Source organism: Sphingomonas trueperi, assembly GCF_011927635.1.
Lineage (GTDB): Bacteria > Pseudomonadota > Alphaproteobacteria > Sphingomonadales > Sphingomonadaceae > Sphingomonas > Sphingomonas trueperi.
On sequence record NZ_JAATJB010000017.1, the window covers coordinates 21,718 to 46,882 of the forward strand.

A 25,165-nucleotide genomic window follows, 5' to 3' on the forward strand; every position below is an offset into this window, starting at 1 on the left:
TTTCTTTCTAGGACGGCGAAATCTCGATGAAGCTTGTGCGCAGCCTGGGTTCGGTGGGCGGTCTCACGCTTGCCAGTCGCGTCCTTGCGCTGGTCCGCGATTCGCTCCAGGCGCGTTATGTCGGTGCCAATTTCGCATCCGACGCCTTCCTCGTCGCCTTCCGCCTGCCCAACATGTTCCGCGCCTTCTTCGCCGAGGGCGCGTTCGCATCGGCCTTCATCCCGATGTTCAACCAGAAGCTGGGCGTGAACGGCGAGCGCGGCGCGGCCTATGATTTCGCTGAGCGCACGCTTTCCGTCCTTTTCGTGGTCCTGCTCGCGCTGACGCTGGTCGCGCTCGCCGCCGCCTGGCCGCTCACCGCCGTGCTTTCGGGCGGGTTCGAGAAGCAGCACCCGACGGCGGAGCAGTTTGCCTTCGCGGTGCAGCTGTCGCGGATCACCATCCCCTATCTGATGCTGATCTGTCTCGCCTCGCTGCTCGGCGGCATCCTCAATTCGCTCGACAAGTTCTGGGTCAACGCCGCCGCGCCGATCCTGCTCAACATCGCGATGGTTACCGGGCTGTTCTTCTTCCACGGCACGCCGGAGGAAACCGCGCGGGTGCAGGCGATCGCGGTGCCGCTGGGCGGGCTGCTCCAGCTCGGCTGGCTGGCGGTCGCGTGCCGCGCGTCGGGCGTGTCGCTCCGCCCCCGCCTGCCCCGGATCGACGACGACGTCCGGCGGCTGATGAAGCTGATCCTGCCTGCCGCCGTGGGCGCGGGCGCGGTGCAGCTGAACCTCGTCATCTCCACCGCGCTGTCGGGCAAGCTGCTCGGCGAGGGGTCGATTTCGTACATCTATTATGCCGATCGGCTGAACCAGCTGCCGCTGGGGATGATCGGCATCGGCCTCGGCACCATCCTGCTCCCCACCGTCTCGCGGCTGCTCGGCGCGGGCAAGGAAGCAGAAGCGATGGAGACGCAGAACCGCGGCATGGAGCTGGCGCTGTTCCTCACCTTGCCCGCGATGGTCGCGCTGATCGTTTCCGCCGAACCGATCGTGCGCGGGCTGTTCCAGTACGGCCACTTCACGCCCGAGGACACGGTGAAGTGCGCCTGGGCACTGGCCGGCTTCTCGATTGGCCTGCCCTCCTACGTCCTCGTCAAGGTGCTGACCCCCGGCTTCTACGCCCGGCAGGATACCAAAACGCCGGTGCGCTTGGCGATGATCTCGGTCGCGGTGAACATCGCCGCCAATCTCGTGCTGATCCCGCTGATCGCGCATCTCGGGCCGCCGCTCGCCACCGCGCTCTCCTCCACCGTCAATGTGACGATGCTCTACCTCACGCTGCGCAAGCGCGGGCATTTCACCGTGGACGACCAACTCGCACGGCGGGTGCCGCGGCTCACGCTCGCGGCGATCCTGATGGGCGTGGCGCTCTGGGCGGGTGCCGGGCTGCTCGATCCCTGGCTGAACGGCCGGATCTGGGAGCGCTATACCGGGCTGGTGATCTTGGTCGGCGCAGGCTGCGCGATCTATGTCGCCGCCTGCTTCGCCACCCGCGCCTTCCTGCTGTCGGACCTCAAGGCACTGGTTCGCCGCCGCGCCGCGCGCTGAGCCCGGTTCCCCTCCGCCTCAAGCTGCTCTAGAGCCGCGGCGTCCTGGCAGATCGCGCGGCCGCAAGCACCCCCGCCGCCATGGACCCGCGGCCGGTCCAACGGCCGAACGGTCAACCGGGTGCGGAGTGAATATCAATGCGCGTCGTCTCGGGCATCCAGACCACCGGCAACCTTCACCTCGGCAATTATCTGGGCGCCATCAAGCAGTGGGTCGCGATGCAGGACTCCCTTGAAGAACATGGGGGCGAATGCCTGTTCTTCCTCGCCGATCTCCACGCCCTTACCGGCACCGTGACCCCGCAGGAACTCGCCAACTCGACAATCGAAATGGCCGCCACGCTGTTCGCCGCGGGGATCGACGACCGCTCGATCCTGTTCAACCAGGCGCGCGTCCCCGCCCATGCCGAGCTCTGCTGGATCCTCCAGGGCACCGCGCGGATGGGCTGGCTCAATCGCATGACCCAGTGGAAGGACAAGGCCGGCAAGAACCGCGACGGCGCCAGCGTCGGGCTGTTCACCTATCCGGTGCTCCAGGCAGCGGACATCTTGGTCTACCAGGCGACGCACGTCCCCGTCGGCGAGGACCAGAAGCAGCATCTGGAACTCACCCGCGACATCGCCACCAAGTTCAACCAGGATTTCGGCGTCGAGCTGTTCCCGCTGCCCGAGCCGCTGATCAGCAAGGCCGCGCCGCGGATCATGTCCCTGCGCGACGGCAATGCGAAGATGTCCAAGTCCGATCCCTCGGACCTCAGCCGCATCAACCTGATCGACGATAACGACACGATCGCCGCCAAATGCCGCAAGGCCAAGACCGATCCCGAGCCGCTGCCGGACTCGTTCGATGCACTCGCCGACCGCCCCGAGGCGCGCAACCTGGTGACGATCTTCGCGGCGCTGGCGGATCGCGATCCGCAATCGGTGGTGGAGGAATATGCCGGCCAGGGTTTCGGGGCATTCAAGCCGGCGCTCGCGGACCTGACGATCTCGGTGCTCGGACCCATCCGCGAGCGGCTGACCGCATTGCTGGACGATCGTGCGGAGGTGGGCGCCAAGCTCGCCAAGGGCGCGTCGCGGGCGAGTGCGCTGGCGGCGCCGACGCTGAAGGCGGCGCAGCAGGCGGTCGGGCTGCAGGTGTAACGGAGTTCTTTTGATCAACCTATAAACCGTCATTCCGGCGAAAGCCGGAATCCACTGGCCACTCCGCATCGGCTCTTGCTGAAACCTAGAGGCGAATGGATCCCGACTTTCGCCGGGATGACGGCAGGTTGTGGAAGGGCGCAGTATGCGCGATCCGTTACGTCCCCCTCCCGCCAGGGCGGGTCAGCTCAGTGCGTGAAGCTCTTCACCAGCGAGCCGGCGACCAGCGCCCAGCCATCGACCAGCACGAAGAAGATGATCTTCATCGGCAATGCGATCGTCGGCGGGGGCAGCATCATCATGCCCATCGCCATCAGCACCGCGGACACCGCCAGGTCGATCACTAGGAACGGCAGCAGTAGCAGAAAGCCGATCTCGAACGCGCGGCGCAGTTCGGAGATCATGAAGGCCGGCGCCAGCGTGGTCAGCGGCGCCTCGGCGCGCGACGCGATCTTCTTGTTGGCGAGGTCGGCGAACAGCTTGAGATCGCTGTCGCGCACCTGGCCGAGCATGAACTGACGGAAAGGCTCGGTCGTCTTCTCGAACGCCGCCACTTCGGTCAGCTTGCCCTTGGTATAGGGGTCGACCCCCTCGTTCCACGCCTTCTCGAAGGTCGGCGCCATCACGAAGAAGCTGAGGAACAGCGCAAGGCTGATGATCACCGGGTTCGGCGGCACGCCCGGTGAACCGATCCCGGTGCGCAGCAGGGAGAGCGCCACCACCATGCGGGTGAAGCTGGTCACCGTCATCAGCAGGCCTGGGGCCAGGCTGAGCACGGTCAGCATCAACACCAGCTGGATGGCCTTGGCCGAAAGCGGGCCCTCGCCGCCGATGCTGATGGTCGCGCCCTGCGCCGCCGCCTGGGCGGCGGGCGCAACGGCTTGCGCGTGCGCCGCGACCGGCAGCACGATCAGCAGTGCGGCCGCGGCAAGCAGTTTACCCATTAAGAGCCTCGCGCACGGCGCGCTTGTTCCAGCGCGTGGTATCGCGCGGGATGCGGGTACGCGAAGACGCGGTCCGGGCCTTGCGGGCGCGCGGCGCGGATTCGGCAGCGGCCTCCTGAGCCTCCTGGGCCTCCTCGCCTTCGTCGGCATCGGCGGCGGGTTCCACATCGTTCGCTGCCAGCGGCAGGCTCGCTGCAGGCTCGGCAGCCGCGACGACGGGCGCTTCCACCGGTGCTTCCACCGGCGTTTCCGGCACGACCTCGGCAGTCGGAATGGCATCCTGGCGCACCCGGTCGACCATCGCCTTGAAGTCGAGCTTGCCCGCCAGCTTGGCCACGCCGGCCTTGAGCACCGCCAGATCGTCCTCGATCTTGGTCGAGCCGTCGGCAGCCGCAGTGGCTTCCGCCACAGGTTGCGGCGGCGCGATGATGCCGGTCTCGATCGTGGCATGGCCCTCGGGGCCGATGAAGATCAGGTGCTCGCACCCGTCGCGACGGATCAGCGCGACCGAGCGCTTGGCGTCCACCGCCAGCCGCTCGACCAATTCCACCCGCTTGCGGCCCCCACCGGTCACGCGGCCCGGCAACTTCAGATCATAGCGGCGAACAACCCATAATGCCGTTGCCAGCATCCCCAGCACCAGGCCCAAAGCGCCCAGCGTACGCAGCATCGACAGAAGATCCATTAGTGGCGCGACTTCTTCACGAGTTCGGAGATTTCGAGCGACATGACCTCGCCGTCGACGAGGATGCGCCCCAGCGCGACCAGCTCGCCATTGACATAGACCATGCTGGGATCGTCCTGCCCGCAATCCAGCGGGATCATGGCCCCGCGGCTCATCTGCAGGATCTGCCGGACCGGCACTTCGGTAGAACCGAGCACCACCGACATTTCGATCATGATTCCATCGAGTACGGACATGCGTCTCCCTTTCCCCCTGACTTATAGGAACCTTTTTTCCGCCCCCGGCGCCCAGCCCGGCAAAATTTGCCTACAATGATGCCGTGGGCCGCTTTCGGGCTCGTGGAGGATCAACAATGGATTTGGATGCTTCGCTGGGCGTTTCCGCCTCGGGTCTGCGCGCGCAGTCGCTGCGGATGCGGACGATCGCGGAAAATCTCGCGAACCAGGACTCGGTCGCCGACACCCCGGGCGGCAATCCCTATCGCCGCAAGGTCGTGAGCTTCCAGGCGGCGATGGATCGCGCCACCGGTGGCACCGGCGTAAAGGTGAAGTCGATCCAGAACGATCAGTCGGATTTCGTAAAGGTCTATCAGCCCGGTCACCCGGCGGCCGACGCGCAGGGCTATGTCCTGCGCCCCAACGTCAACGGGCTGATCGAAAGCGCCGACATGAAGGCGGCGCAGCGCAGCTACGAAGCCAATCTCAACGCCATCGAAGCGGCCAAGAGCCTGACGATGCGCACCATCGATCTGCTCAAGTAAGGAATTCGGATCATGTCCATCGGAGCATTGGACGCCAGCAAGGCCTATGGCCGGGTTGCGTCGATCGGCAACACGCTCAGCAAGGCCGCAGGCGGCGATGAGATCGGCGGCGACAAGCAGTCAGGCTTTGGCGCGATGGTCGAGAACCTGGTCGGCGGCACCGCCGACAAGCTGCGCACCGCGGAGGCCGCTTCGGCCAAGCAGGTCGCCGGCAAGGGCGACCTGATCGACGTCGTCACCGCGATCGGCGCCGCCGAAACCGCGCTCGACACCATGGTCGCGGTGCGTGATCGCGTCGTCGGCGCCTATACCGACATCATGCGCATGCAGATCTGACGAAGGCACGCCGAGAGATGTCGCCCGCGCAGCTGATCAGCCTTACCGAATCCGCATTGATGCTGATTCTCACCCTCGTCGGTCCGCTGCTGCTAACGTCGCTGATCGTCGGCGTGTTCGTCGGCCTGCTCCAGGCGCTTACCCAGATCCAGGAAACCACCCTCACCTTCGTGCCCAAGCTGGTCGCGATGGGGCTGGTGTTCCTGCTGATGCTGCCCACCATCGGGCAGGCGCTTGGCCAGTTCATGGCCAAGATCAGCGACATGATCATCCACGGATGATCGTCCCCCCCGATCTCGCGCTGCAGGCCTCGGCCTTCTTCATCGTCTTCGCGCGGGTCGGGGCGGTGCTGATGCTGCTCCCTGTCTTCGGCGAAGACGCGATCCCCGGCCGCATCCGCCTGTTCATCGCCTTCGCCATGTCGTTCGCCCTGTACTGCCTGATTGGCGAGCCTGCGCGTGCCGCGGTGCAGGCCGGCGCCGTCCTCCCCGCGATCCTGGTAACCGAGCTGATCACCGGGCTCGCCATGGGGATGATCGTCAAGATCCTGTTCTTTGCGATCTCGATGGCCGGTTCGCTGGTGAGCCTCCAGATCGGCTTCTCCTCGGCGGTGATTTTCGACCCTTCGCAGTCCGGCCAGGCGCCGATCCTATCGAAGCTGGTCGGCATCGTCGCCGCGCTGATGTGCATGAGCATGCAGGTCCACCACCTCTGGCTCGGCGCGATCGTTCACAGCTACCAGACCTTCCCGATCGGCGGCATGCCCCCGATGCACGACTTCGCCGAGCTGGCGGTCGAGGCGATCGGTCGCTCGATGACGCTGGGCATCAGCCTCGCGGCCCCCTTCCTCGTCTACGGCATCGTCTTCAACGTCGCACTCGGCCTCGCCGCACGCGTCGCGCCGATGATCCAGGTCTTCTTCATCGCCCAGCCGCTCAACCTGCTGCTCGGGCTTGCGCTGGTGATCACCACCATCGGCACCATGCTCACCTTCTTCACCCAGACCATGGGTGACGTGCTGCAAAAGGGCTGGTGATGGCAGGCGGCGGCGACGAGTCGGACGACAAGACCCAGGAACCTACCGACAAGAAGCTCGAGGACGCGCGAAAACGCGGCGACGTGCCGATGGCACCCGAAATGCGCCACGCCGCGATGTTCGTCGCCGCGCTGGTGGTGATGGGCGGTCTCGGCACCTACACGATCCAGCAGTTCGGCAACCTGTTCGTCCGCCTGTGGGGCGGCGCCGACGATTTCCGGATGGAGCCCGACGGCGCGCAGAGCTTCGCGACAGGGCTGTTCGGCGCGGTCGGCACCGCGCTGGCACCGATCCTCGCGGCACTGTTCGGCTTCGCGATCCTGGGCGGCGTCCTCCAGGGTCGGCCGATGATCAGCTGGTCGCGGGTCAAGCCCAAGTGGAACAAGCTCAACCCGATGAACGGCGCCAAGCGCCTTTTCGGCAAGCAGGCGATGGTGGAGTTCTTCAAGACCTTCGCCAAGCTCTGCCTGGTCGCCGGCATCGGCGCGGCGATCGCCTGGCCGCATGCCGCGACGATCGACCGGCTGGTCGGTGCCGATCTGGTCGATACCGGCGCGGCGGCAAGCGACATCGTCCACGCGATGCTCCGCCCGATCGCGACTCTCGTCGGCGCACTCGCCCTGTTCGACTTCGTCTGGCAGCGCCGGTCGTTCATGAAGCGCATGCGGATGAGCCTTCAGGAAGTGAAGGACGAATACAAGCAGAGCGAGGGCGACCCGAAGATCAAGGCCAAGATCCGCAGCATGCAGATGCAGCGGTCGCGCAGCCGCATGATGTCCAACGTTCCCAAGGCCAGCGTGGTCATCACCAACCCGACCCATTATGCGATCGCGCTGCAATACGACCATGGCAGCATGGGCGCGCCGGTGGTGGTAGCCAAGGGCGTCGACGCGATCGCGCTCAAGATCCGCGAGATCGCCACCGAGCACAACATCCCGCTCGTCGAGAACCGCCCCCTCGCCCGCGCGCTCTACGCCAGCGCCGAACTCGACCAGCCCATCCCGGTGGAGCACTACGCCGCCGTGGCGGAAGTGATCAGCTACGTCCTGCGGATCGCGCGCGGCCTGCGCTGAGGTCGATTCCGACCAGAAATTTGATAATGCGATTGACTCGCAATACACGGCATCCCTAAAGGCTCGGCCCGATAACGAGACCCAAAGGGATTTGCCGGATCATGCACCTGTCGCTTCGCACCGCCTTGCTCACCACCGCGCTGTTCGCCCTGCCCGGCGTCGCCATCGCGGGTCCGGACGGCCATGCCGACAGCGACGACCAGCAGAGCCAAATCGTCGTCACCGGCGTCGCCACCCAGCCCTCGCGCAGCGCGACCGGCCTGACGCTTACCCCGCGCGAGACGCCGCAGTCGATCACGGTCATCGACCAAGCGCGGATCCGCGATTTCCAGCTCACCAACATCAACGACCTGCTCGACCAAACCGTCGGCATCAATGTCGAGCGCGTCGAGAGCGACCGCACCTATTACAATTCGCGCGGCTTCGACATTACCAGCTTCCAGGTTGACGGCATCGGCCTGCCGCTGCCCTATGGCATCCAGTACGGCGACCTCGACACCGCGCTGTTCGAGCGAGTGGAGGCGATCCGCGGCGCCAATGCGCTGATGACCGGCGTGGGCAACCCGTCGGCCACGATCAACTATGTCCGCAAGCGCCCGACCGACACGCTGCAGGCGACGGCCACCGCGCAGGCGGGTTCGTGGAACCGCTGGCGCGGCGAGGCCGATGTCTCGGTGCCGGTCACCGAGACGGTGGGCGTTCGTGCGATCTATGCGCATGAGCAGCGCGACAGCTATCTCGACTACAACCACGTCAACCGCAATGTGTACGGGCTGATCGCCGACTGGAAGGTGACGCCGCAGCTCACCGCCACGGTCGGCTACAGCCGCCAGGATAATGATGCCGACGGCGTGCTGTGGGGCGCGCTGCCGCTCACCTATACCGATGGCAGCCGCATTCCCTATGCGCGCTCGGCGACCACCTCGGCGCCCTGGACCTATTGGGACACCACCGACCAGCGCGCCTTTGGCGAACTCGCCTATGACCTGGGCAAGGGCTGGCAGGCCAAGGGCGTGTTCACCTATAGCAACAACAAGCAGCAGGCCCGGCTGCTGTACGCCTTCGGCGCGCCGGACAAGGCGACCGGGCTCGGCATCTCGGGCCAGGTCGGCGCCTATCCGTCCGAGACCGACCAGTATCTGGGCGACCTCACTGCCTCGGGCCCGCTCCACCTGTTCGGCCGCGAGCACCAACTGGCGTTCGGCGTCTCGACCGGCCGGCTCGACAACCGCCAGTGGCAAGGCGTCGGCAACAACTATGTTGTCTATCCCGCGGTGCCGAACCTTTCGAGCGCGGTGATCGCCGATCCCGGCACCGGGCCGATCACGCTGGAGGCCGACAGCCGCACCGAGGTCACGCGGGCGTACGGAGCCGCGCACCTCAACGTCACCGATCGGCTCAAGGCAGTGGCCGGCGGCAGCGCGACCTGGCTGAAGTCGACCGGATATTCCTATGGCGCCGACCAGTATCGCAAGAACAGCCGCGTCAGCCCCTATGCCGGGCTGACCTACGACCTGACCAAGAACGTCTCGTTCTATGCGAGCTACACCGACATTTTCAATCCGCAGGTCGAAGTAGACCGGACCGGCCGCCGGCTCGATCCGGTGACCGGCACCAGCATCGAGGGCGGGCTCAAGACCCAATGGTTCGGCGGGCGGCTCTACGCCACCGCCTCGCTGTTCCGCGCCAAGCAGAAGAACCTCGCGACCTTCGCCGGCACCTTCGGCCCCGGCGACCCCGGCCAGCCGGGCAGCAGCTACTATAGTGGCCTCGACACCACCTCGCGCGGCTTCGAGATCGAGCTGGCCGGCAAGGTGACCGACAACTGGACGATCAGCGGTGGCTATACCGGCCTCGAGATCGAGGATGATGCCGGCAAGGCGGCGCGCGTGTTCATCCCGACCAAGAGCCTCAAGCTCGCCACCACCTATGCGGTGCCCGAGCTGCGCGACCTGAAGATGGGCGCCCAGCTGCGCTGGCAGAACACGATCCGCAGCCCCGACTTCACCGTCACGCAGGGCGACTATGCCGTGCTCGACCTGATGGCGAGCATCCGCCTGGTCGATCATGTCCGCGCCGCGATCAACGTCCGCAACGTGACCGACAGCAGCTATCTGGGCAGCGTGATGTGGGGCCAGGCCTTCTATGCGCCGCCGCGCAGCGTGCTCGGCAGCATCACCTTCAGCTATTGAGGCAGGGCATGGGGGCGCATTTCCGTCGCGGCTGGGGCTATCGGGCAAACATCGCGACGCGCGCGGTGGCCGGCAGCCTCGGCGCCTATCTGGTCGCGGCGTGCTTCGCCGCGGCGGCGGCGCGCACTTTGCCCCTCCCCCGGCTCGACGCGATCGTGCCGGCGACGATGCTCGCCTTCCTAGTCGCCCCCGTGGCGACGATCTGGGCCTTTCTCGCCCCCGGACCGTTGCGCGCGCTGGGCGGCATCCTCGCCGCCGCCGCGCTGCTCGCCGGCATCGCCTGGGCGGCAGGAATGCCCGCGGCATGAGCGCGGTGCGCGACGGCGCCCGCCAAGCGATGGCGTGGCTGCATGGCTGGACCGGGCTGCTGCTCGGCTGGGTGCTGTTCGTGATGTGTCTGGGCGGCACGCTCAGCGTGTTCAAGCCCGAGATCGGCCGCTGGATGCGCCCCGAGACCATCGCCACCGCCGACCGCGCCACCGCGCTGACCGCCGCGACCGGCTGGCTTGGCAAGAACGCGCCCAATTCGTTCGGCTGGTACCTCACCCTGCCCAACGACCGGATGAACACGGTCGAGGCGACCTATGATCCCGGCACCGGTTTCGTCTATCGCGCGCTCGATCCCGTCTCCGGCGCCCCTGCCCCGCGCGAGACGCTGGGCGGCGAGTTCTTCTACCGGCTCCATTTCGAGCTGCAGCTCCCCTTCCCCTGGGGCCGGCTGCTCGCCTCGCTCGCCGCGATGGTGCTGCTGCTCGGGCTGATCACCGGGATCATCGCGCATCGCCGCATCTTCAAGGACTTCTTCACCTTCCGCCCCGCCAAGGGCCAGCGCTCCTGGCTCGACGGCCACAATGCGCTGGGCGTGCTCGCCCTGCCCTTCCATATCATGATCAGCTTCACCGGCCTGCTGACGCTCGCGACGATCAACATGCCCTGGCCGGTCACCGCCAATTACGGGCAGGACATGGCGGCGATGTTCCAGGCCTTCCAGCCCGGCCATGTCGATCGTCCGGCGGCGGGCAAGCCCGCGCCGCTCGCCCCGCTGGCCCCGATGCTGGCCGAGGCCGAGCGGCGGCTGGGCAAGCCGGTGGGTCGCATCACCGTCGAGCATCCCGGCGATACCGCGGCGGTGGTGACGATGTTCCGCGATGATGCCCGCCAGATCGCCTATGCCGCCGGCGCGGTGAGCTTCGACGGCGCGACCGGCCGCGTCCTCGCCGACTTCACCGAGAATCGCCCGGCGCTCCAGACCTATGGCGTGGCATACGGCCTCCACCTTGCCCGCTTCGCCCCGCTGGCGACGCGCTGGCTCTATTTCCTCTGCGGGGCGATGCTGACGCTGGCGGTGGCGAGCGGGATGGTGCTGTGGGTGGTAAAGCGCCGCGAGCGCGCGCCGCTCAGTCTCGGCAACCGCATCGTCGAGCGGCTCAATGCCGGCGTGCTGGCCGGCGTCCCGATCGGCTGCGTCGCCTTCCTGCTGGCGAACCGGCTGCTGCCGCTGGGGATGCCGGCGCGCGCCGAGGCGGAGGTCTCCGCGGCGCTGTGGAGCGCCGCCGCCGCGCTGCTGCTGGGCGCAGCCCTCGCGCCGAAGCGGAGCTGGCCGCTGCTCATGACCCTGCTCGCGCTCGGCTGCGCGGCAGCGGCGCTCCTCGGCGGCGCCTTTGCGGACAGCGTGCAGGCGAGCGTCACCCTCACCCTGCTTGGCGCCGCCCTGGGCTTCGGCTGGCTCGGCCTGCGCCAATGGCGCCCCCGGCCCAAACCCACCCGCCGCCGCACCCGCGAGCAGCTCGCATGATCGCCACCGGCCTGACGCTGCTCGGCATGTTCGCGCTGGCCGCCGCGATGCCCCGCCACGCGCCGGCGCTGCTGGGGGCATGGGAACGCCGCGTGCCGAGCGCCCGGTTGCGGACCGCCGGATGGGCGTTCCTGCTGGCGGCGCTGGCCGCCACCCTCGCCGCATCCGACTGGCCGACCGCGCTGGTGACCTGGGGCGGCGTGCTGCCGTTCAGCGCCGCGCTCGTCCTGCTCGGCCTGACCTATGACGTTCGCTTGGCGCGCGCCGCAGCCATGGTGGGGGCGCTCGCCATCCTGGCGGGGATGCTCCGCTAGAGATTGGCCTGTTCCTCCACCGGCAGCTCGGCATCGGGTGGATAATAGAGCGTCGCGCATTCGGCGGCGAGGCAGCCGCCCTTGATCACGATGTCGTCACGATAGGCGTCGCCGATGAAGCTCAGCGTATCGACATGCTTCGCCTCGAAATACATCGCGTGGACATCGTTGCGCCCGGCGCCATAGACCACCCGCCCGACCTTCGACCAAATCGACGCCATGGTACACATCCCGCAGGGCTGGAGCGTCGAATAGAGCGTCGCCCCGCGCAGCTCGAGCTCGCCGGTGCTCTCGCAGGCGCGGCGGATCGCCATCATCTCCGCATGGGCGGTGGCATCGGGCAGTTCATGTGTCTGGTTGCGCTCAGCCGCGAGCACCTTGCCGTCGAGCACGATCACGCAGCCGAGCGGCGAGGTCGACGGATCCGATCCCTTCGACCGCGCGACCTCGATTGCCATCCGCATCCACTGTTCGTCGTCCTGACCGGCCATGCGCATTCTCCCTGGTCAGGCAAGAACGCGCACCCGCGGATTTGGCCGCCATGTTCCAAGGGACACGCCGCGGCCCCCGCGCCCGCGCCCCCGGTGATGCCGCCGACACGCCCATGACAGCGCGCTCTGTCCTTGCTAGGTTTGCTTCGTCGCTCGCGACCGGTCCTGTTCGTATGACGTCCGCGCTCAACCGGGAGCACCTGCCATGAAACCGCAAGACCTTTTCCTGGGCGTACGGGACTTTCTGTCGCTGCTGGTGCCGGGGGTCGTGTTCCTGATCCTGTGTCCCGCACCGATCCTGCCGGCCCTGTCGAAGCCACTCCGAATAGGCTCGGGCAACCCCGATGCCACGCTTCTGGTGCTCGTCTTCCTCGCCGCAGCCCTGACGATCGGTTCGATCCTGGCAGGTCTGGCCGGCCTCCTGGACCGTCCCGTCGACAAATATGTGGGACGGCGGCTCAACCAGCAGTCCAGCCGCTGGTGCCCGAAGTCGCTGGCCGAGCAGATCGAGAAGCTGGGCGAGGTGCAGCAGATGGCAGCAGCGCTGGCCCGCCACATCAATCCGATCGCGGGTCCGTCCGGACGCGAGCTTCCATGGACGCCGCGATCCTTCTGGTGGAACTATCTGCGCTTGAACTGCCCGGTCGCCACCGCCGAACTGGACCGAATCGAGGGACTGCAGAAGCAGTTCCGCTCGTTGATCGTGGTCGCGGCGGCGGCCGCCCTGTTCGCCCTCGGGCGGTCCATCCGATGGGAAATGCTGGCGAACACGACCGGCACGCCAGCGCACATCGGCGGCGCCCTCGCCCCCCTTGCCGATGCGCTCCCCTGGTTCCTTGCGCTTGTTTCGCTGGTGACGGGCTTCTTCTGCTTCGTGGCCTATGTCGGGTATCGCGTACGCTTTGCCCGCCGCCTGTTCGAGCTGGCGATCATCCATGCCTTGCCGAAAGACACGATCGCCGCCGGAACCTCCGCATTTTTCGCAGAAGCGCCGCACCCGGCGCCGACAGCACCAGGCGCCACGTCATAACGGCCGATACAGCACCAGCGCGTCCACCAGCCCCTGCGCCGGATGCTCGAACGCTTCGGGCACCCGCCCTACCGTCGCGAAACCCAGCGCGTGCCACAGGCGCACGGCGGGCGCGTTGCTGGAGACCACGAAGTTGAACTGCATCGCGCGAAAGCCGCGTGCGCGGGCTTCGGTGAAGCTGTGCTCGGCCATCGCGCGCGCGATGCCGCGACCGCGTGCCTCGGGATGCGTCGCATAGCCGCAATTGGCAACATGCGCGCCGCCGCCCGCCTGATTGGCGCGGAGATAATAGGTGCCGAGCACCCGCCCCTCCCCTTCCGCGACGAAGCTCGCGCGATCAGGCCCCAGCCAGTACGCCAGCGCATCGTCGCGCGACATGTCGCGGTCCAGCGCATAAGTTTCGCCGGCGCGAATCACCGGCTCCAGAATCGCCCAGATCGCCGCGCCGTCTTGGCGAACGGCGGGGCGAATCACCGGGATCATCCCTCCAGGGTGCGCATCAGCGCGCGGACGGCGCCGTCGATCTCGACGTCCTTGCTGCGCAGATCCTCGATCCGCTTGACCGCATGGATTACCGTCGAGTGGTCGCGGTTGCCGAACTTGCGGCCGATCTCGGGCAGCGACCGCGTGGTCAGCCGCTTGGCGAGATACATCGCGATCTGGCGCGGGCGCGCGATCGCCACCGCGCGGCGCGCCGAAATCAGGTCGAGCTGCTTCACCTCGAAGTGGGTGGAAACCGCGCGCTGGATTTCGTCGATGGTGATGCGACGCTGGCTGGTGCGGAGCACTTCGCCGAGCACGCTGGTCGCGAAATCGATGGTGATCGACTCGTTCGACAGGCTCGCATAGGCGACGAGGCGGTTCAACGCGCCTTCGAGTTCGCGGACATTGGTGGTGATCCGCGCGGCCAGCAGGTCGGCGACCTCGGCGGGCATGTCGACTGCCGGCATGTCCTTGAGCTTGCGCTCGACGATGGCGCGGCGGAGGTCCAGCTCGGCGGGCTTGATGTCCGCCACCAGCCCGGCGCCAAGACGGCCGACGAGGCGCGGCTCGAAGCCTTCCAGCGCCTGCGGCGCGCGGTCGGCGGCGATCACCAGCCGCTTGCCGGCGCTCATGAACTCGTTGACCGTATGGAAGAATTCTTCCTGGGTCGCGTCCTTGCCGCCGATGAACTGGAGATCGTCGATCATCAGCAGGTCGACCGAGCGCAGCCGGGTCTTGAACGCCAGCGTGTCCTTGTTGCGCAGCGCCTGGACGAACTCGAACATGAAGCGTTCGCCGGTCGAGTAGATCGCGGTCGCGCCCGGATTCGCCTCGAGAAAGGCGTGGCCGATGGCGTGCATCAGGTGCGTCTTGCCCTGGCCGGTGCCGGCGTGGAGGTAGAGCGGGCTGAACATCGGCACGCCCGGCTGCGCAACGGTGCGCGCGGCGTTGAACGCGACGCGGTTTGTCGTGCTCACCACGAATCGATCGAAGGTGAAGCGCGGATCGAAGGCGGGGCGTTCGGCCGGCTCGACCAGCGTTTCCTTGCGCAGCGCGGGCGCCGGCTCGGCGCTGAGCACGCGCTGCTCGGCATCCTGCAGCGTCTCCAGCGTGACGCTGTGCACGTTCGGCAGCACCGCGCGGAATTCGAGCAGCAGCCGCTCGGCATAGTGATTTTTCACCCACTGGGTGAGGAACGGAGACGGCAGGCCCAGACGCACGGCGTGCGAATCGCTGCCCTCGATCAGGACCACCGGCTTCAGCCACTGGTCGAACAGCCGCTGGCCGGCCGAGCGGCGCAGATTGGTGCGCACATGCGCCCAAGCCTTGGCGACGTCGCGGCCTTCCTCACGTTCCAGCGGTTGAACCTGAGTCACTTTGACGCACCCTTCCTTCGCGGGAATGACGATTCCCGCGTTCCAAAACCATTGTCGATCATGAGGCTCATCGCAGCCGGTCATGCCCCCGGAGACGCGCGATGAACTCGTTGTCCCCGACCAGCATCGTGGCCGGGAGGTTCGTTGTAGGAAGCTCGAACTGAGTCGAGCAAGGGCCTCCCATGTAAACTTTCTGAAATAGTTTTGTTGACAGCCCGAACCCCTAGGAAAACCGTGGGGGCGCCGGAATTATCGAACTATTACCGATAGTTAAGATGGTAAAGCCAGAGTCACGGCAGGACGAATCGGACCGACTCGTGGATTCCCGCGATTCGCCTGCGTTGCTCAAATTTTAACCATTTTGCTGCGACGCAAACGCGAAAAACCCCGCCGGACAGAGTCCGGCAGGGCTTTTCGTTACCGAATAGTTACGGTTAAGCGAGCGCTTGAAGACGCTTGTTCAGGCGCGAGAACTTGCGCGCTGCGGTGTTCTTGTGGAGCACGCCCTTGGCGACGCCACGCGCGATTTCCGGCTGCGCAGCGGCGAGCGCTTCGGTGGCAGCGGCCTTGTCGCCGGCGGTCAGCGCAGCTTCGACCTTCTTGATGAAGGTACGGATGCGGCCGACGCGTGCACCGTTGATCTCGGCGCGGCGGTCGTTGCGACGGATGCGCTTCTTCGCTTGCGGCGTATTCGCCATTCGGTCTTGTTCCTGCTCGAAATGGGTGAGGCGCGGAAGCGAGCCCACGCCGGAAAGACGGGCCCCTTACCGGCTGCAGCGATTCGGGTCAACCTTTCAGCGCTGGCATTTGCCACAATAGAAGGTGGAGCGCCCCGAATCCACGCGGCGCTGCACTAGGCGCCCGCAGCTGCACGGCTCCCCTTCCCTACCATAGACCCGCCACTCCTTGGCGAAATAGCCGAGCTCGCCGTCCGGCCGCGCATAATCGCGCAAGGTGGAGCCGCCGGCGCGAATCGCAGCCTCCAGCACCTCGCGCACTGCCTCGACCAGCTTCTCGAGCTTTGCCCGCCCGATCAAGCCCGCCGGCTTGGTCGGCGCGATGCCGGCGAGGAACAGCGCCTCGCACACGTATATGTTGCCGAGACCGGCCACGATTCGCTGGTCAAGCAGCAGCGCCTTCACCGGCGCGATTCGGTCTTCGAAGGCTGCAACCAGATGCGCGGCGTTAAAGTCCGGCCCAAGCGGCTCCGGGCCCAGTGTCTTGAACGCCGGCCACTCGGCCAGTTCGGCAGTTGGGACCAGATCCATCGAGCCGAATCGCCGCGGGTCGTTGAGCGACAGCCGGTGCCGCGCGGTCTCGATCACGACATGGTCGTGCTTGCCGAGTTCCGAAGGATCGATCCGCCAGCGCCCGGACATGCCGAGGTGGAAGACCAAAGTGTCCTCGCGGTCCGTATATATAAGGCCGTATTTCGCCCGGCGGGACAGGCCGGTGACGGTTGCCCCGGTCAGCCGCTGGCCGAGATCGACCGGGAACGGCCGGCGCAGGTCCGCGCGGTTCAGCACCACGCGTTCGATCCGCTGCCCCTCCAGCACAGGGGCCAGGCCGCGAACGGTGGTTTCTACTTCGGGAAGCTCAGGCATCGGGGGCTACAGCTAGGAAGTGCGGGGCCGAATGTCACCTGCCCCTCAGCCCTCTTGGTTTGGCCGTCACCTGCGGCTAAGGCACCCCCATGCCCGATACCGTCTCCTTCGGTTACGAAGACGTCGCCCCTGAGGACAAGACCCGCCGCGTCGGCGAGGTGTTCTCGAATGTCGCCAGCAAATACGACCTGATGAACGACGCCATGTCGGGCGGCATGCACCGGCTGTGGAAGGACCGCTTCGTTCGCCGGGTCAAGCCGCGCGCGGGCGAGCACATCCTCGACATGGCCGGCGGCACCGGCGACATCGCCTTCCGCATGGCAGAGACGGGGGCCGCGATCACCGTGGCCGACATCAACCCGGAAATGCTCGCCGTCGGCGTCGAGCGCGCCGCCCAGCGGGGGATCGACGGACTGGTATGGACCGAGGCCAATGCCGAGACGCTGCAATTCCCCGATCGCTTCTTCGATGCCTATACGATCGCGTTCGGCATCCGGAACGTGACCGACATCCCCAAGGCGCTCCGCGAGGCGCACCGCGTGCTGAAGCGCGGCGGCCGCTTTTTCGTGCTGGAATTCTCGACCACCCAGTGGCCGGGCTTCGCCGAGATCTACGACGCCTATTCGCACAAGCTGGTCCCCAAGCTCGGCAAGCTGCTCGCGCAGGACGAGGACAGCTATCGCTACTTGATCGAATCGATCCGCCGCTTCCCCGACATGCCGAGCTTCGAGCGGATGATCGCCGAGGCCGGCTTCCAGCAGACCAAGGTCGAGCCGCTGCTCGGCGGTCTCGTCGCGATCCACAGCGGCTGGAAGATTTGATGCAAGCCCCTGTTCGATCCTCCTTCGGGAGGATCTGGGCATGACCGCCCCCGCCGTCCACCTCTGGCGCCTGCTCAAATGGGGCCGCATCCTCGCGCGTCACGGCGCGCTGCGCGGCATCGAGCGCGACGCCAACACGCCCCGTCCGGTGCGCCGCCTCGCGCGTCTCGCCCGGCTCGGCGCGCGCGTGCCTGCCGTCCCGGCCTATGCCGATGCCTTCCAGGCGATCGGCCCCGCCGCGATCAAGCTCGGCCAGACGCTCGCGACGCGCCCCGATCTCGTCGGCGAGGAAGCCGCGCACGACCTGCTTCGCCTGCAGGACGCGCTGCCCCCCGTCCCCTTCGACATCATCCGCGAGCGGATCGAGACCAGCTATGGCCGCCCGCTCTCCGCGATGTTCGCGGAAGTGGAGGAAAAACCGATCGGCGCAGCCTCGATCGCCCAGGTCCACCGTGCGGTGACCACCGACGGCCGCCGCGTCGCGGTGAAGGTGCTGCGCCCGGGCATCGAGAGCGACTTCGCCCGCGCGATCGATACCTATGAATGGGCCGCCGCCCAGCTCGAAGCCTATGGCGGCGAGGCGCGCCGCCTGCGCCCGCGCCTGGTGATCGAAAGCTTCAAGCGCTGGACCGCGCGCGAGCTCGACTTCCGCCGCGAGGCCGCCTCGGCCTCCGAACTCGCCGAAGGCATGACCGCCGAGCCGGACTTCATGGTCCCCCAGATCGACTGGCAGCGCACCACCGGCAAGGTGCTGACGCTCGAGTGGATCGACGGCATCAAGCTGAGCGATCGCGAGGCGCTGGTCCGCGCCGGGCACGACATGCCGGGCCTCGCCGGCAAGCTGATCAAGGCATTCCTCCGCCAGGCGATCGCCGAGGGCTTCTTCCACGCGGACATGCACCAGGGCAATCTCTTCGCCCTGCCCGATGGCCGCATCGCGGCGATCGACTTCGGCATCATGGGCCGGATCGACCGACGCGCGCGGGTATGGCTTGCCGAGATCCTCTACGGCCTGATCACCGGCGACTATAAGCGCGTCGCCGAAATCCATTTCGAGGCGGGCTATGTTCCCGCCCACCACAATGTCGCCGAGTTCGCCACCGCCCTGCGCGCGGTGGGCGAGCCGATGCGCGGCCTGCCGGTGAAGGAGATGTCGATCGGCGGCATGCTCGACGGCCTGTTCTCGATCACCCGCGACTTCGACATGATGACGCAGCCGCATCTGCTGCTGCTCCAGAAGACCATGGTGATGGTGGAAGGCGTCGCGCGCGGGCTCGATCCGGACATCAACCTGTGGGAAGTCTCGGCACCGTTCGTGCGCGAATGGATCCGCACCGAGCTGGGGCCCGAGGCCAAGGTCGCCGATCGGCTGATCGAGGACCTGCGCACCCTCGCCCGCCTGCCGGAGCTGGTGCGCAACATCGAGATGCGCTTCCCCGCTCCCGGCGGTGCCCCGCCCGAGCCGCCCTTGCGCGAGATCCAGGTCGTGCGCGTCGGCGGCGGCTGGCGCTATGCGCTGGTCAGCATCGTCGCCGCGCTGGCCGGGGTGGCCGGAACGCTGCTGCTGCAATGAGCGGGCGCACGCGCCGCCTCTGGACCCTCCAGCCGAGCCGCTTTGCCGTCCTGTCGCGGGGCCGCGCGCGGCTGGCGTGGCTGGCGGTGCTGTTGCTGGTGCTTGCTTCGCTGACCGCGCTGACGGTGCCCTCGCTCACCGGCGACGGCGACTCCGCTGCCGCCACCGCCGATCGGATGACCGATATCGGGCTGTACGAACGGGTCGTCGCGGCGATGAAGGGCGGCGACACCTATTATGTCGCGGCGAGCGACGCGATGCGCGCCGGCAGCTATCCGCTGCGGCCGTTCTTCACCATGCGGCTGCCCGCGCTGGCGGCGCTACAGGCGCTGCTCCCCGGCTGGGCGAGCATCGCCCTGCTGCTCGCGCTCGCCGCGCTGACCGCCTTTGCCTGGGCCTCGCGCGTCGGCGTCGCGCTGAACGGGCTGTTCCCGCGCGCGGTGATGATGATGCTCCTCGCGGTCTCGATGCTGGCCTTCTTCCAGCCGGGCCTGGTGCTGTTCCATGAGGTCTGGGCTGGCCTGCTCGTCGCGCTGTCGCTCGCGCTGCGCCGCCCCGGCCGCGCGCTGGAGGCGATCGCGCTCGGCCTCGCCGCGATGCTGATCCGCGAGACGGCGGCACTCTATGCGATCGTCATGCTGGCCTTCGCCTGGGGCGAGGGCCGGCGGCGTGAGGCGCTGGGCTGGGGCGTGGCGCTGCTGCTCTTCGCCGGGGTGCTGGCGCTGCACGCGCATGCCGTGACGGGGGTGACCGGGCCACTCGATGCCGCATCCCCGGGCTGGTCCGCGTTCAACGGGCCCGGCTTCTTCCTTCGGGCGCTGGTCACCTCGACCGCGCTTCAGGCCCTGCCGGTGATGGTCGGCGCGGTGCTGATCGTGCTGGCGCTGCTCGGCTGGGCGAGCTGGGACGAACCGCTCGGCCTGCGCATGTTCGCGCTGCTGATCGCGTACGGCGTGGTGATTGCGATCTTCGCACGGCTCGACAATTTCTACTGGGCACTGATGATAGCTCCCGCCGCGCTGCTCGGGCTGGTGTTCGTCCCCGATGCACTGGCCGACCTGTGGCACCGTGCGCTCGACAAGCGGCGGATCACAGTTACAACGATAGGCCCATGAAGCGCATCCTGCTCATCGTCGGCGGAGGCATCGCCGCCTATAAGGCGTGCGAACTGGTCCGCCTGTGCCGCAAGGCGGGGATCGGCGTCACCTGCGTGCTGACCGAGGGCGGCCAGCATTTCGTAACCCCGATGACGCTCGCCGCGCTGTCCGAGAACCAAGTCTACACCACCTTGTGGGACCTGAAGGACGAGGCGGAGATGGGCCATATCCAGCTCAGCCGCCAGGCCGATCTCGTCGTAGTAGCACCCGCCACCGCCGATCTGCTCGCACGCATGGCCGGCGGCATCGCCAGCGACCTTGCCACCACCCTGCTGCTCGCCACCGACAAGCCGGTGCTCGCAGCACCTGCGATGAACGTGCGGATGTGGAGCCACGCCGCCACCCGCCGCAACGTCGCCCAGCTCCGTGCCGACGGCGTGACCGTGCTGGAACCCGACGAGGGTCCGATGGCCTGCGGCGAATATGGCCCCGGCCGCCTGCCCGAACCCGAGGCGATCCTAGCCGCCATCCAGCAGGCGCTTTCGCCGGTCGAGCAGCGACTTGTCGGCAAGCATGTCCTCGTCGCCGCAGGCCCGACCCACGAGCCGATCGACCCGGTGCGCTACATCGCCAATCGCTCCTCGGGGAAGCAGGGCTTCGCCATTGCCGGCGCGCTGGCAGCACTGGGTGCGCGCGTGACGTTGGTGGCGGGGCCGGTGACGCTGCCTACGCCTGCGGGCGTCACCCGGATCGACGTGGAGACCGCGCGCGAGATGGCAGCAACGGTCGATGCTGCCCTGCCCGCCGATGCCGCCATCATGGTTGCCGCCGTAGCCGATTGGCGGGTTGAACCTGCTGCCCAGAAGCTCAAGAAAGGCGACGCCGCGCCGCTGCTGCATCTCGCCCAGAATCCTGATATTCTCGCCGGGGTGGCGCAAGGGTTGCGCCGGCCGCGGCTCGTGGTGGGCTTCGCGGCGGAAACCGAGCGAGTGATCGAACATGCCGTCGCGAAACGCACGCGCAAGAACGCGGACTGGATTGTCGCCAACGATGTTTCGGGCGATGTGATGGGGGGTGAAGCCAATGCCGTCCATCTCGTCACCGCCCAGGGCGTCGAAAGCTGGGAGCGCGCGTCCAAGGTCGACGTCGCCCGCCGCCTCGCCGAACGGATCGCCGATGCGCTGTGAAATGCCCCAGCACCGCAAGCCTGCGCGCCCCTTCCGCTTGCGGGAGGGCTCGGGGGAGGTACCAACGTGGCAGAAATGCGGAGAGGCTTCAGCCCCCCCCCTAACCTCTCCCGCAAGCGGAAGGGGAACGCAGGCTGCCAGATTCGTCCTGCCGGCTCTCGCCGGTTTCGCGCTGCTCGCCGGCTGCACCGCGCCCATCGCGACGACGCACACCGCCGCCAAGGTGGAGCCCGCGCTCAACCTCCACGCGCGGAACTTCGGCGCCACCGCGCCGGACACGGTGCGCACGCTGATCGTCGTCCTGCACGGTGACGGCACCCCGGAAACCCGCAGCGATCATTATCGGTTCGCCGAGGCCGCCACCCAGAGCATCCCCAACAGTGCCGCCGTCGCGCTGCTGCGGCCGGGCTATGGCGACGCCGCGGGCAACCGTTCGCCGGGCCAGGCCGGGCTAGGCTTCGGCGACGACTATACGCAGGAGCGGATCGACGCGATCGCGGAGTCGCTCGGCATCCTCCGCCGCCGCTTCGCTTCCGCGCGGCTGATCCTGGTCGGCGATTCGGGCGGTGCGGCGATCGCCGCCGACATCGCCGGCATCCGCCCCGATCTGGTCGACGCGATGGTGCTGGTCGGCTGTCCCTGCGCGCTGCCCGAGTGGCGCAAGGGTATGCAGAAGCAGCGCCACGGCGCGGCCTGGTCGACGCCGGTTGCCAGCCTCGATCCGCTCAAGACCGCGGGCGGAGTGATGCCGGGCATGCGCGCCGCGGTGCTGGTCGGCCTCGACGACAAGGTCACGCCCCCAGCGCTGTCGCGCGCTTATGCCGAGGCCCTTGCGCTTCGCGGCATCGCTACCGATCTCCGCATCGTCCCCGGACGGGGACATGATCTGCTCAACGATCCCGAAGTGCTGGCGGCAACCATCCGGCTGGCGACCGCGCTTCCCACGAAAGGCTGACCTTGCTGCCGCCGATCCGTATCGCGATCCAGCGCCTGCCCCATGGCGAGAACCTCCCTCTCCCCCGCTACGCTACCGAAGGTGCTGCGGGCATGGACGTGGTCGCCGCCGAGGACCTGACGCTTGCGCCCGGTGCGCGCCACGCCGTCGCGACCGGCTTCGCGATGGCGATCCCGGCCGGCTTTGAGGTGCAGGTCCGCCCGCGCTCGGGCATGGCGCTCAAGCACGGCATCACCTGCCTCAACACGCCGGGGACGATCGACAGCGATTATCGCGGCGAAATCAAGGTGATCCTCGCCAACCTTGGCAATGAGGACTTCCCGATTGCCCGCGGCGACCGCATCGCCCAGCTGGTCCCCGCGCCGGTCCAGCGCGCCGATCTCGACGAAGTTGCGACCCTCGACGAAACCGCACGGGGTGCCGGCGGCTTCGGCTCGACTGGGCGATGATCGCCACCTTAGCCCTCGCCGTCGCGCTCCAGGCGAACCCGCCGCGAGTGATCGACTGGCCGTCGCTCGCGCCGCTGCCCTATCGCGCCGAGCCGCAGATCACGCCGGACATGCTCGCCTTCGTGGCCAACGAAGTGACGACCCGCAAATGCCCGGTCGCAATCGGGCCGGGGCTGACGCTGAGCGTCGACGTCGCCGTGCTGGTCGACGCGCAGGACAATATCCGCACGACCGTACCGCGCGCGATCCAGTGCCCGACGGTGGAGCAATACGCCGCCGCGATGGTCGCCGGTGCCGCGCGCGGCAACCTGTTGCCGCGCCAGGCCAGCGCCGACCAATGGTACCGCACGACGGTCACCTTCACCTGGCCGAAATGACGCTCTCCGACGAGGAGCTGGAACGCTACGCCCGCCACATCATCCTGCGCGAAGTGGGTGGTGCGGGTCAGGCGAAGCTCAAGGCGGCGCGAGTGCTGGTGGTCGGCGCAGGCGGCATCGGTGCCCCGGCGATCCAGTATCTCGCCGCAGCCGGCGTCGGCACGCTGACGATCGTCGACGATGACGTGATCGATCGCTCCAATCTCCAGCGTCAGGTGCTGTTCGGCACCGACGACATCGGCTCCGGCAAGGCCGAGGCTGCTGCCGCGCGCGTCGCTGCGATCAATCCGAATGTCGCCGTGCGCGTCGAGGCGCGCCGCCTGTCCGCCGACGACGCGCCGGGGCTGGTCGCGGCACACGACGTCATTCTCGACGGCACCGACAATTTCGCCACGCGCCTCGCCGTCGCCGATGCCGCGCTTGCCGCCCGTGTGCCGCTCGTTTCCTCCGCCGTGGCCGAGTTCGAGGGCCAGCTCGGCACGTTCCGCGGCTGGGAGGCGGACAAGCCCTGCTATCGCTGCTTCGTCGGCCATGATCCCGAGCGCGAGGGTGTCAGCTGCTCCGAGCAGGGCGTACTGGGGGCACTGACCGGCATCCTCGGCAGCCTCGCCGCGCTGGAGGTGATCCGCGCGATCACGCCGTTCGGCGACGATATCGCCGGCAAGCTGCTGCTGGTCGACGCGCTCGCCCTGCGCTTCCGCACCCTCCAGCTGCCCAAGGACCCCGGTTGCCCGGCTTGCGGCACGGGAACGCTCCGGTAACGTCCACGCTCTACTGCGAGACGTTCACCGAGCAACAGGAGCCAAGATGACCGACCCGACCGCCAAGCCGCCGCGCGTGCTCGTCACCGGATCGGCCGGGTTCATCGGCTTCCACACCGCCAGCCGCCTGCTCCAGGCGGGCGCGACCGTGCTCGGCGTCGACAATTTCTCGGATTACTATGACGTCGCGCTCAAGGAAGCGCGCAACGACATGCTCTCCAACCACCTGAATTTCCGGGTGGCGCGAATCTCCATCGAGGACCAGCCTGCGCTCGCCGCCGCCTGGACCGAGTTTCAGCCCGATGTCGTGATTCACCTCGCGGCCCAGGCCGGGGTGCGCTTCAGCATCGAGCAGCCCGCCAGCTATATAGGCGCAAACCTGGTCGGCACGTTCAACCTGCTGGAACTCGCGCGCCACCATCCGGTCCGCCACTTCCTCGCCGCCTCGACCAGTTCGGTCTACGGCGCCAATACCGACATGCCCTTCGACGAGACCCAGCGCACCGCCACGCCGATGAGCCTCTACGCCGCCACCAAGGGCGCGACCGAGCTGATGGGGCACAGCTATGCGCACCTGTTCCGCACGCCGATGACCTTCTTCCGCTTCTTCACGGTCTATGGTCCCTGGGGAAGGCCGGACATGGCGCTGTTCAAGTTCACCCGCGCCATTCTCGCCGGCGAGCCGATCGACGTGTACAACAACGGCGCAATGGTGCGGGACTTCACCTTCATCGACGATCTCGCGGAATCCATTGTCCGCCTGATCGATGCCGTCCCCGGCGGCGTGCCGGTGGAGGGCGACAGCCTCTCCCCTGCCGCGCCGTTCCGCATCGTCAATATTGGCGCGGGCCGCCCGACCCCGCTGATGGACTATATCGGCGCGGCGGAGAAGGCGCTGGGCCGCACCGCGATCAAGAACTTCCTGCCGATGCAGGCTGGCGACGTGCCCGCCACCGAGGCTTCGTCGGACCTGCTCCGCCGCCTAACCGGCTACGCTCCCTCGACGACGCCGGAAGAGGGCGTGGCAGCCTTCGTGCGCTGGTATCTGGAGCATTATCGAAGCTGAAACCGCCGCCGGTGCACAAGGGC

At 67.6% G+C, this 25,165-nt stretch carries 29 protein-coding genes; 21 read left to right on the plus strand and 8 right to left on the minus strand.

Translation table 11 applies throughout. From position 1 onward, the window contains the following. The first annotated feature begins 26 nt into the window (after positions 1 to 26). Positions 27 to 1,595 carry a murein biosynthesis integral membrane protein MurJ gene (gene murJ, locus GGR89_RS19310; protein WP_125977245.1) on the plus strand — a complete coding sequence of 523 codons (1,569 nt, stop codon included), beginning with the start codon at positions 27 to 29 and terminating at the stop codon, positions 1,593 to 1,595. A gap of 137 nt (positions 1,596 to 1,732) precedes the next feature. Continuing rightward, on the plus strand, positions 1,733 to 2,737 hold the full coding sequence (trpS, locus tag GGR89_RS19315) for a tryptophan--tRNA ligase (protein ID WP_125977244.1): 1,005 nt from the start codon (positions 1,733 to 1,735) through the stop codon (positions 2,735 to 2,737). 188 nt (positions 2,738 to 2,925) lie between these two features. Here trpS and fliP read toward each other — a convergent pair whose 3' ends face one another. Genes fliP through GGR89_RS19330 form a run of 3 tightly spaced genes read right to left on the minus strand, consistent with a single transcriptional unit; the run spans position 2,926 to position 4,602 of the window. After that, entirely contained in the window at positions 2,926 to 3,681 is a 756-nt protein-coding gene (gene fliP, locus GGR89_RS19320; protein ID WP_125977243.1) for a flagellar type III secretion system pore protein FliP, read from the minus strand. After that, positions 3,674 to 4,351 carry a FliO/MopB family protein gene (locus tag GGR89_RS22080; protein WP_241213553.1) on the minus strand — a complete coding sequence of 226 codons (678 nt, stop codon included), beginning with the start codon at positions 4,349 to 4,351 and terminating at the stop codon, positions 3,674 to 3,676. The genes fliP and GGR89_RS22080 overlap by 8 nt, the downstream gene beginning before the upstream one ends. Before the next feature lie 14 nt (positions 4,352 to 4,365). Further along, positions 4,366 to 4,602, minus strand: a complete 237-nt coding sequence (locus GGR89_RS19330; protein ID WP_121075729.1) for a FliM/FliN family flagellar motor switch protein — start codon at positions 4,600 to 4,602, stop codon at positions 4,366 to 4,368. A 116-nt stretch (positions 4,603 to 4,718) separates the two neighbouring features. Between GGR89_RS19330 and flgC the strand changes: the two genes are divergently transcribed. From flgC to GGR89_RS19375, 9 genes are all read left to right on the plus strand, one after another. Continuing rightward, complete coding sequence (flgC, locus tag GGR89_RS19335; RefSeq protein WP_125977242.1) at positions 4,719 to 5,126, plus strand: flagellar basal body rod protein FlgC; 408 nt, start codon at positions 4,719 to 4,721, stop codon at positions 5,124 to 5,126. A 12-nt stretch (positions 5,127 to 5,138) separates the two neighbouring features. Further along, positions 5,139 to 5,462 carry a flagellar hook-basal body complex protein FliE gene (fliE, locus tag GGR89_RS19340; protein WP_125977241.1) on the plus strand — a complete coding sequence of 108 codons (324 nt, stop codon included), beginning with the start codon at positions 5,139 to 5,141 and terminating at the stop codon, positions 5,460 to 5,462. A gap of 17 nt (positions 5,463 to 5,479) precedes the next feature. Beyond that, the gene (locus GGR89_RS19345; protein WP_125977240.1) at positions 5,480 to 5,743 is read left to right on the plus strand and encodes a flagellar biosynthetic protein FliQ; all 264 of its coding nucleotides are present in this window, start codon (positions 5,480 to 5,482) and stop codon (positions 5,741 to 5,743) included. Then, positions 5,740 to 6,498, plus strand: coding sequence for a flagellar biosynthetic protein FliR (gene fliR, locus GGR89_RS19350; protein WP_125977239.1), 759 nt, complete (start codon positions 5,740 to 5,742; stop codon positions 6,496 to 6,498). The genes GGR89_RS19345 and fliR overlap by 4 nt, the downstream gene beginning before the upstream one ends. Then, positions 6,498 to 7,571, plus strand: a complete 1,074-nt coding sequence (gene flhB / locus GGR89_RS19355; RefSeq protein WP_125977238.1) for a flagellar biosynthesis protein FlhB — start codon at positions 6,498 to 6,500, stop codon at positions 7,569 to 7,571. The genes fliR and flhB overlap by 1 nt, the downstream gene beginning before the upstream one ends. A gap of 101 nt (positions 7,572 to 7,672) precedes the next feature. Then, a complete protein-coding gene (locus GGR89_RS19360; protein ID WP_125977237.1) occupies positions 7,673 to 9,763 on the plus strand; it encodes a TonB-dependent siderophore receptor in 2,091 nt (696 codons plus the stop codon). An 8-nt stretch (positions 9,764 to 9,771) separates the two neighbouring features. Beyond that, positions 9,772 to 10,071 carry a ketohydroxyglutarate aldolase gene (locus GGR89_RS19365; protein WP_125977236.1) on the plus strand — a complete coding sequence of 100 codons (300 nt, stop codon included), beginning with the start codon at positions 9,772 to 9,774 and terminating at the stop codon, positions 10,069 to 10,071. Next, complete coding sequence (locus GGR89_RS19370; protein ID WP_125977235.1) at positions 10,068 to 11,558, plus strand: PepSY-associated TM helix domain-containing protein; 1,491 nt, start codon at positions 10,068 to 10,070, stop codon at positions 11,556 to 11,558. The genes GGR89_RS19365 and GGR89_RS19370 overlap by 4 nt, the downstream gene beginning before the upstream one ends. Beyond that, complete coding sequence (locus tag GGR89_RS19375; RefSeq protein WP_125977234.1) at positions 11,555 to 11,872, plus strand: DUF3325 family protein; 318 nt, start codon at positions 11,555 to 11,557, stop codon at positions 11,870 to 11,872. Before GGR89_RS19370 ends, GGR89_RS19375 begins: the two co-directional genes overlap by 4 nt. Here the strand turns inward: GGR89_RS19375 and GGR89_RS19380 are convergent. Continuing rightward, positions 11,869 to 12,363, minus strand: a complete 495-nt coding sequence (locus GGR89_RS19380; protein ID WP_125977233.1) for a nucleoside deaminase — start codon at positions 12,361 to 12,363, stop codon at positions 11,869 to 11,871. The two genes, GGR89_RS19375 and GGR89_RS19380, sit on opposite strands and share 4 nt — an antisense overlap. Positions 12,364 to 12,568: 205 nt before the next feature. Here GGR89_RS19380 and GGR89_RS19385 point away from each other — a divergent pair, with 205 nt between their 5' ends. Continuing rightward, positions 12,569 to 13,393, plus strand: coding sequence for a hypothetical protein (locus GGR89_RS19385; RefSeq protein ID WP_125977232.1), 825 nt, complete (start codon positions 12,569 to 12,571; stop codon positions 13,391 to 13,393). Here the strand turns inward: GGR89_RS19385 and GGR89_RS19390 are convergent. The 4 genes from GGR89_RS19390 to mutM form a co-directional block, all read right to left on the minus strand. Further along, positions 13,388 to 13,876 carry a GNAT family N-acetyltransferase gene (locus GGR89_RS19390; RefSeq protein ID WP_125977231.1) on the minus strand — a complete coding sequence of 163 codons (489 nt, stop codon included), beginning with the start codon at positions 13,874 to 13,876 and terminating at the stop codon, positions 13,388 to 13,390. The two genes, GGR89_RS19385 and GGR89_RS19390, sit on opposite strands and share 6 nt — an antisense overlap. Continuing rightward, positions 13,873 to 15,252, minus strand: a complete 1,380-nt coding sequence (dnaA, locus tag GGR89_RS19395) for a chromosomal replication initiator protein DnaA (protein ID WP_125977230.1) — start codon at positions 15,250 to 15,252, stop codon at positions 13,873 to 13,875. The genes GGR89_RS19390 and dnaA overlap by 4 nt, the downstream gene beginning before the upstream one ends. Positions 15,253 to 15,686: 434 nt before the next feature. Beyond that, on the minus strand, positions 15,687 to 15,950 hold the full coding sequence (gene rpsT / locus GGR89_RS19400; protein ID WP_125977229.1) for a 30S ribosomal protein S20: 264 nt from the start codon (positions 15,948 to 15,950) through the stop codon (positions 15,687 to 15,689). 96 nt (positions 15,951 to 16,046) lie between these two features. Then, positions 16,047 to 16,856, minus strand: coding sequence for a bifunctional DNA-formamidopyrimidine glycosylase/DNA-(apurinic or apyrimidinic site) lyase (gene mutM / locus GGR89_RS19405; RefSeq protein WP_125977228.1), 810 nt, complete (start codon positions 16,854 to 16,856; stop codon positions 16,047 to 16,049). 89 nt (positions 16,857 to 16,945) lie between these two features. Here mutM and ubiE point away from each other — a divergent pair, with 89 nt between their 5' ends. The 9 genes from ubiE to GGR89_RS19450 all read left to right on the plus strand — a co-directional run bounded on the left by ubiE (position 16,946) and on the right by GGR89_RS19450 (position 25,142). Further along, positions 16,946 to 17,677, plus strand: a complete 732-nt coding sequence (gene ubiE / locus GGR89_RS19410; RefSeq protein ID WP_125977227.1) for a bifunctional demethylmenaquinone methyltransferase/2-methoxy-6-polyprenyl-1,4-benzoquinol methylase UbiE — start codon at positions 16,946 to 16,948, stop codon at positions 17,675 to 17,677. Positions 17,678 to 17,717: 40 nt separating this feature from the next. Beyond that, positions 17,718 to 19,250, plus strand: coding sequence for a 2-polyprenylphenol 6-hydroxylase (gene ubiB / locus GGR89_RS19415; RefSeq protein WP_125977226.1), 1,533 nt, complete (start codon positions 17,718 to 17,720; stop codon positions 19,248 to 19,250). Continuing rightward, positions 19,247 to 20,365 (plus strand): hypothetical protein, encoded by a 1,119-nt coding sequence (locus GGR89_RS19420; protein ID WP_125977225.1) that lies wholly within the window; start codon positions 19,247 to 19,249, stop codon positions 20,363 to 20,365. Before ubiB ends, GGR89_RS19420 begins: the two co-directional genes overlap by 4 nt. After that, the gene (gene coaBC, locus GGR89_RS19425) at positions 20,362 to 21,534 is read left to right on the plus strand and encodes a bifunctional phosphopantothenoylcysteine decarboxylase/phosphopantothenate--cysteine ligase CoaBC (protein ID WP_125977224.1); all 1,173 of its coding nucleotides are present in this window, start codon (positions 20,362 to 20,364) and stop codon (positions 21,532 to 21,534) included. Before GGR89_RS19420 ends, coaBC begins: the two co-directional genes overlap by 4 nt. 223 nt (positions 21,535 to 21,757) lie before the next feature. Next, positions 21,758 to 22,489 (plus strand): alpha/beta hydrolase, encoded by a 732-nt coding sequence (locus GGR89_RS19430; RefSeq protein WP_241218043.1) that lies wholly within the window; start codon positions 21,758 to 21,760, stop codon positions 22,487 to 22,489. A gap of 2 nt (positions 22,490 to 22,491) precedes the next feature. Further along, positions 22,492 to 22,938: a dUTP diphosphatase gene (gene dut / locus GGR89_RS19435; protein ID WP_125977223.1), complete on the plus strand. Its 447-nt coding sequence runs from the start codon at positions 22,492 to 22,494 to the stop codon at positions 22,936 to 22,938. Beyond that, on the plus strand, positions 22,935 to 23,315 hold the full coding sequence (locus GGR89_RS19440; protein ID WP_125977222.1) for a hypothetical protein: 381 nt from the start codon (positions 22,935 to 22,937) through the stop codon (positions 23,313 to 23,315). The genes dut and GGR89_RS19440 overlap by 4 nt, the downstream gene beginning before the upstream one ends. After that, positions 23,312 to 24,076, plus strand: coding sequence for a HesA/MoeB/ThiF family protein (locus tag GGR89_RS19445; RefSeq protein ID WP_125977221.1), 765 nt, complete (start codon positions 23,312 to 23,314; stop codon positions 24,074 to 24,076). The genes GGR89_RS19440 and GGR89_RS19445 overlap by 4 nt, the downstream gene beginning before the upstream one ends. Positions 24,077 to 24,122: 46 nt before the next feature. Continuing rightward, entirely contained in the window at positions 24,123 to 25,142 is a 1,020-nt protein-coding gene (locus GGR89_RS19450) for an NAD-dependent epimerase/dehydratase family protein (protein WP_125977220.1), read from the plus strand. Positions 25,143 to 25,165: the final 23 nt, after the last annotated feature.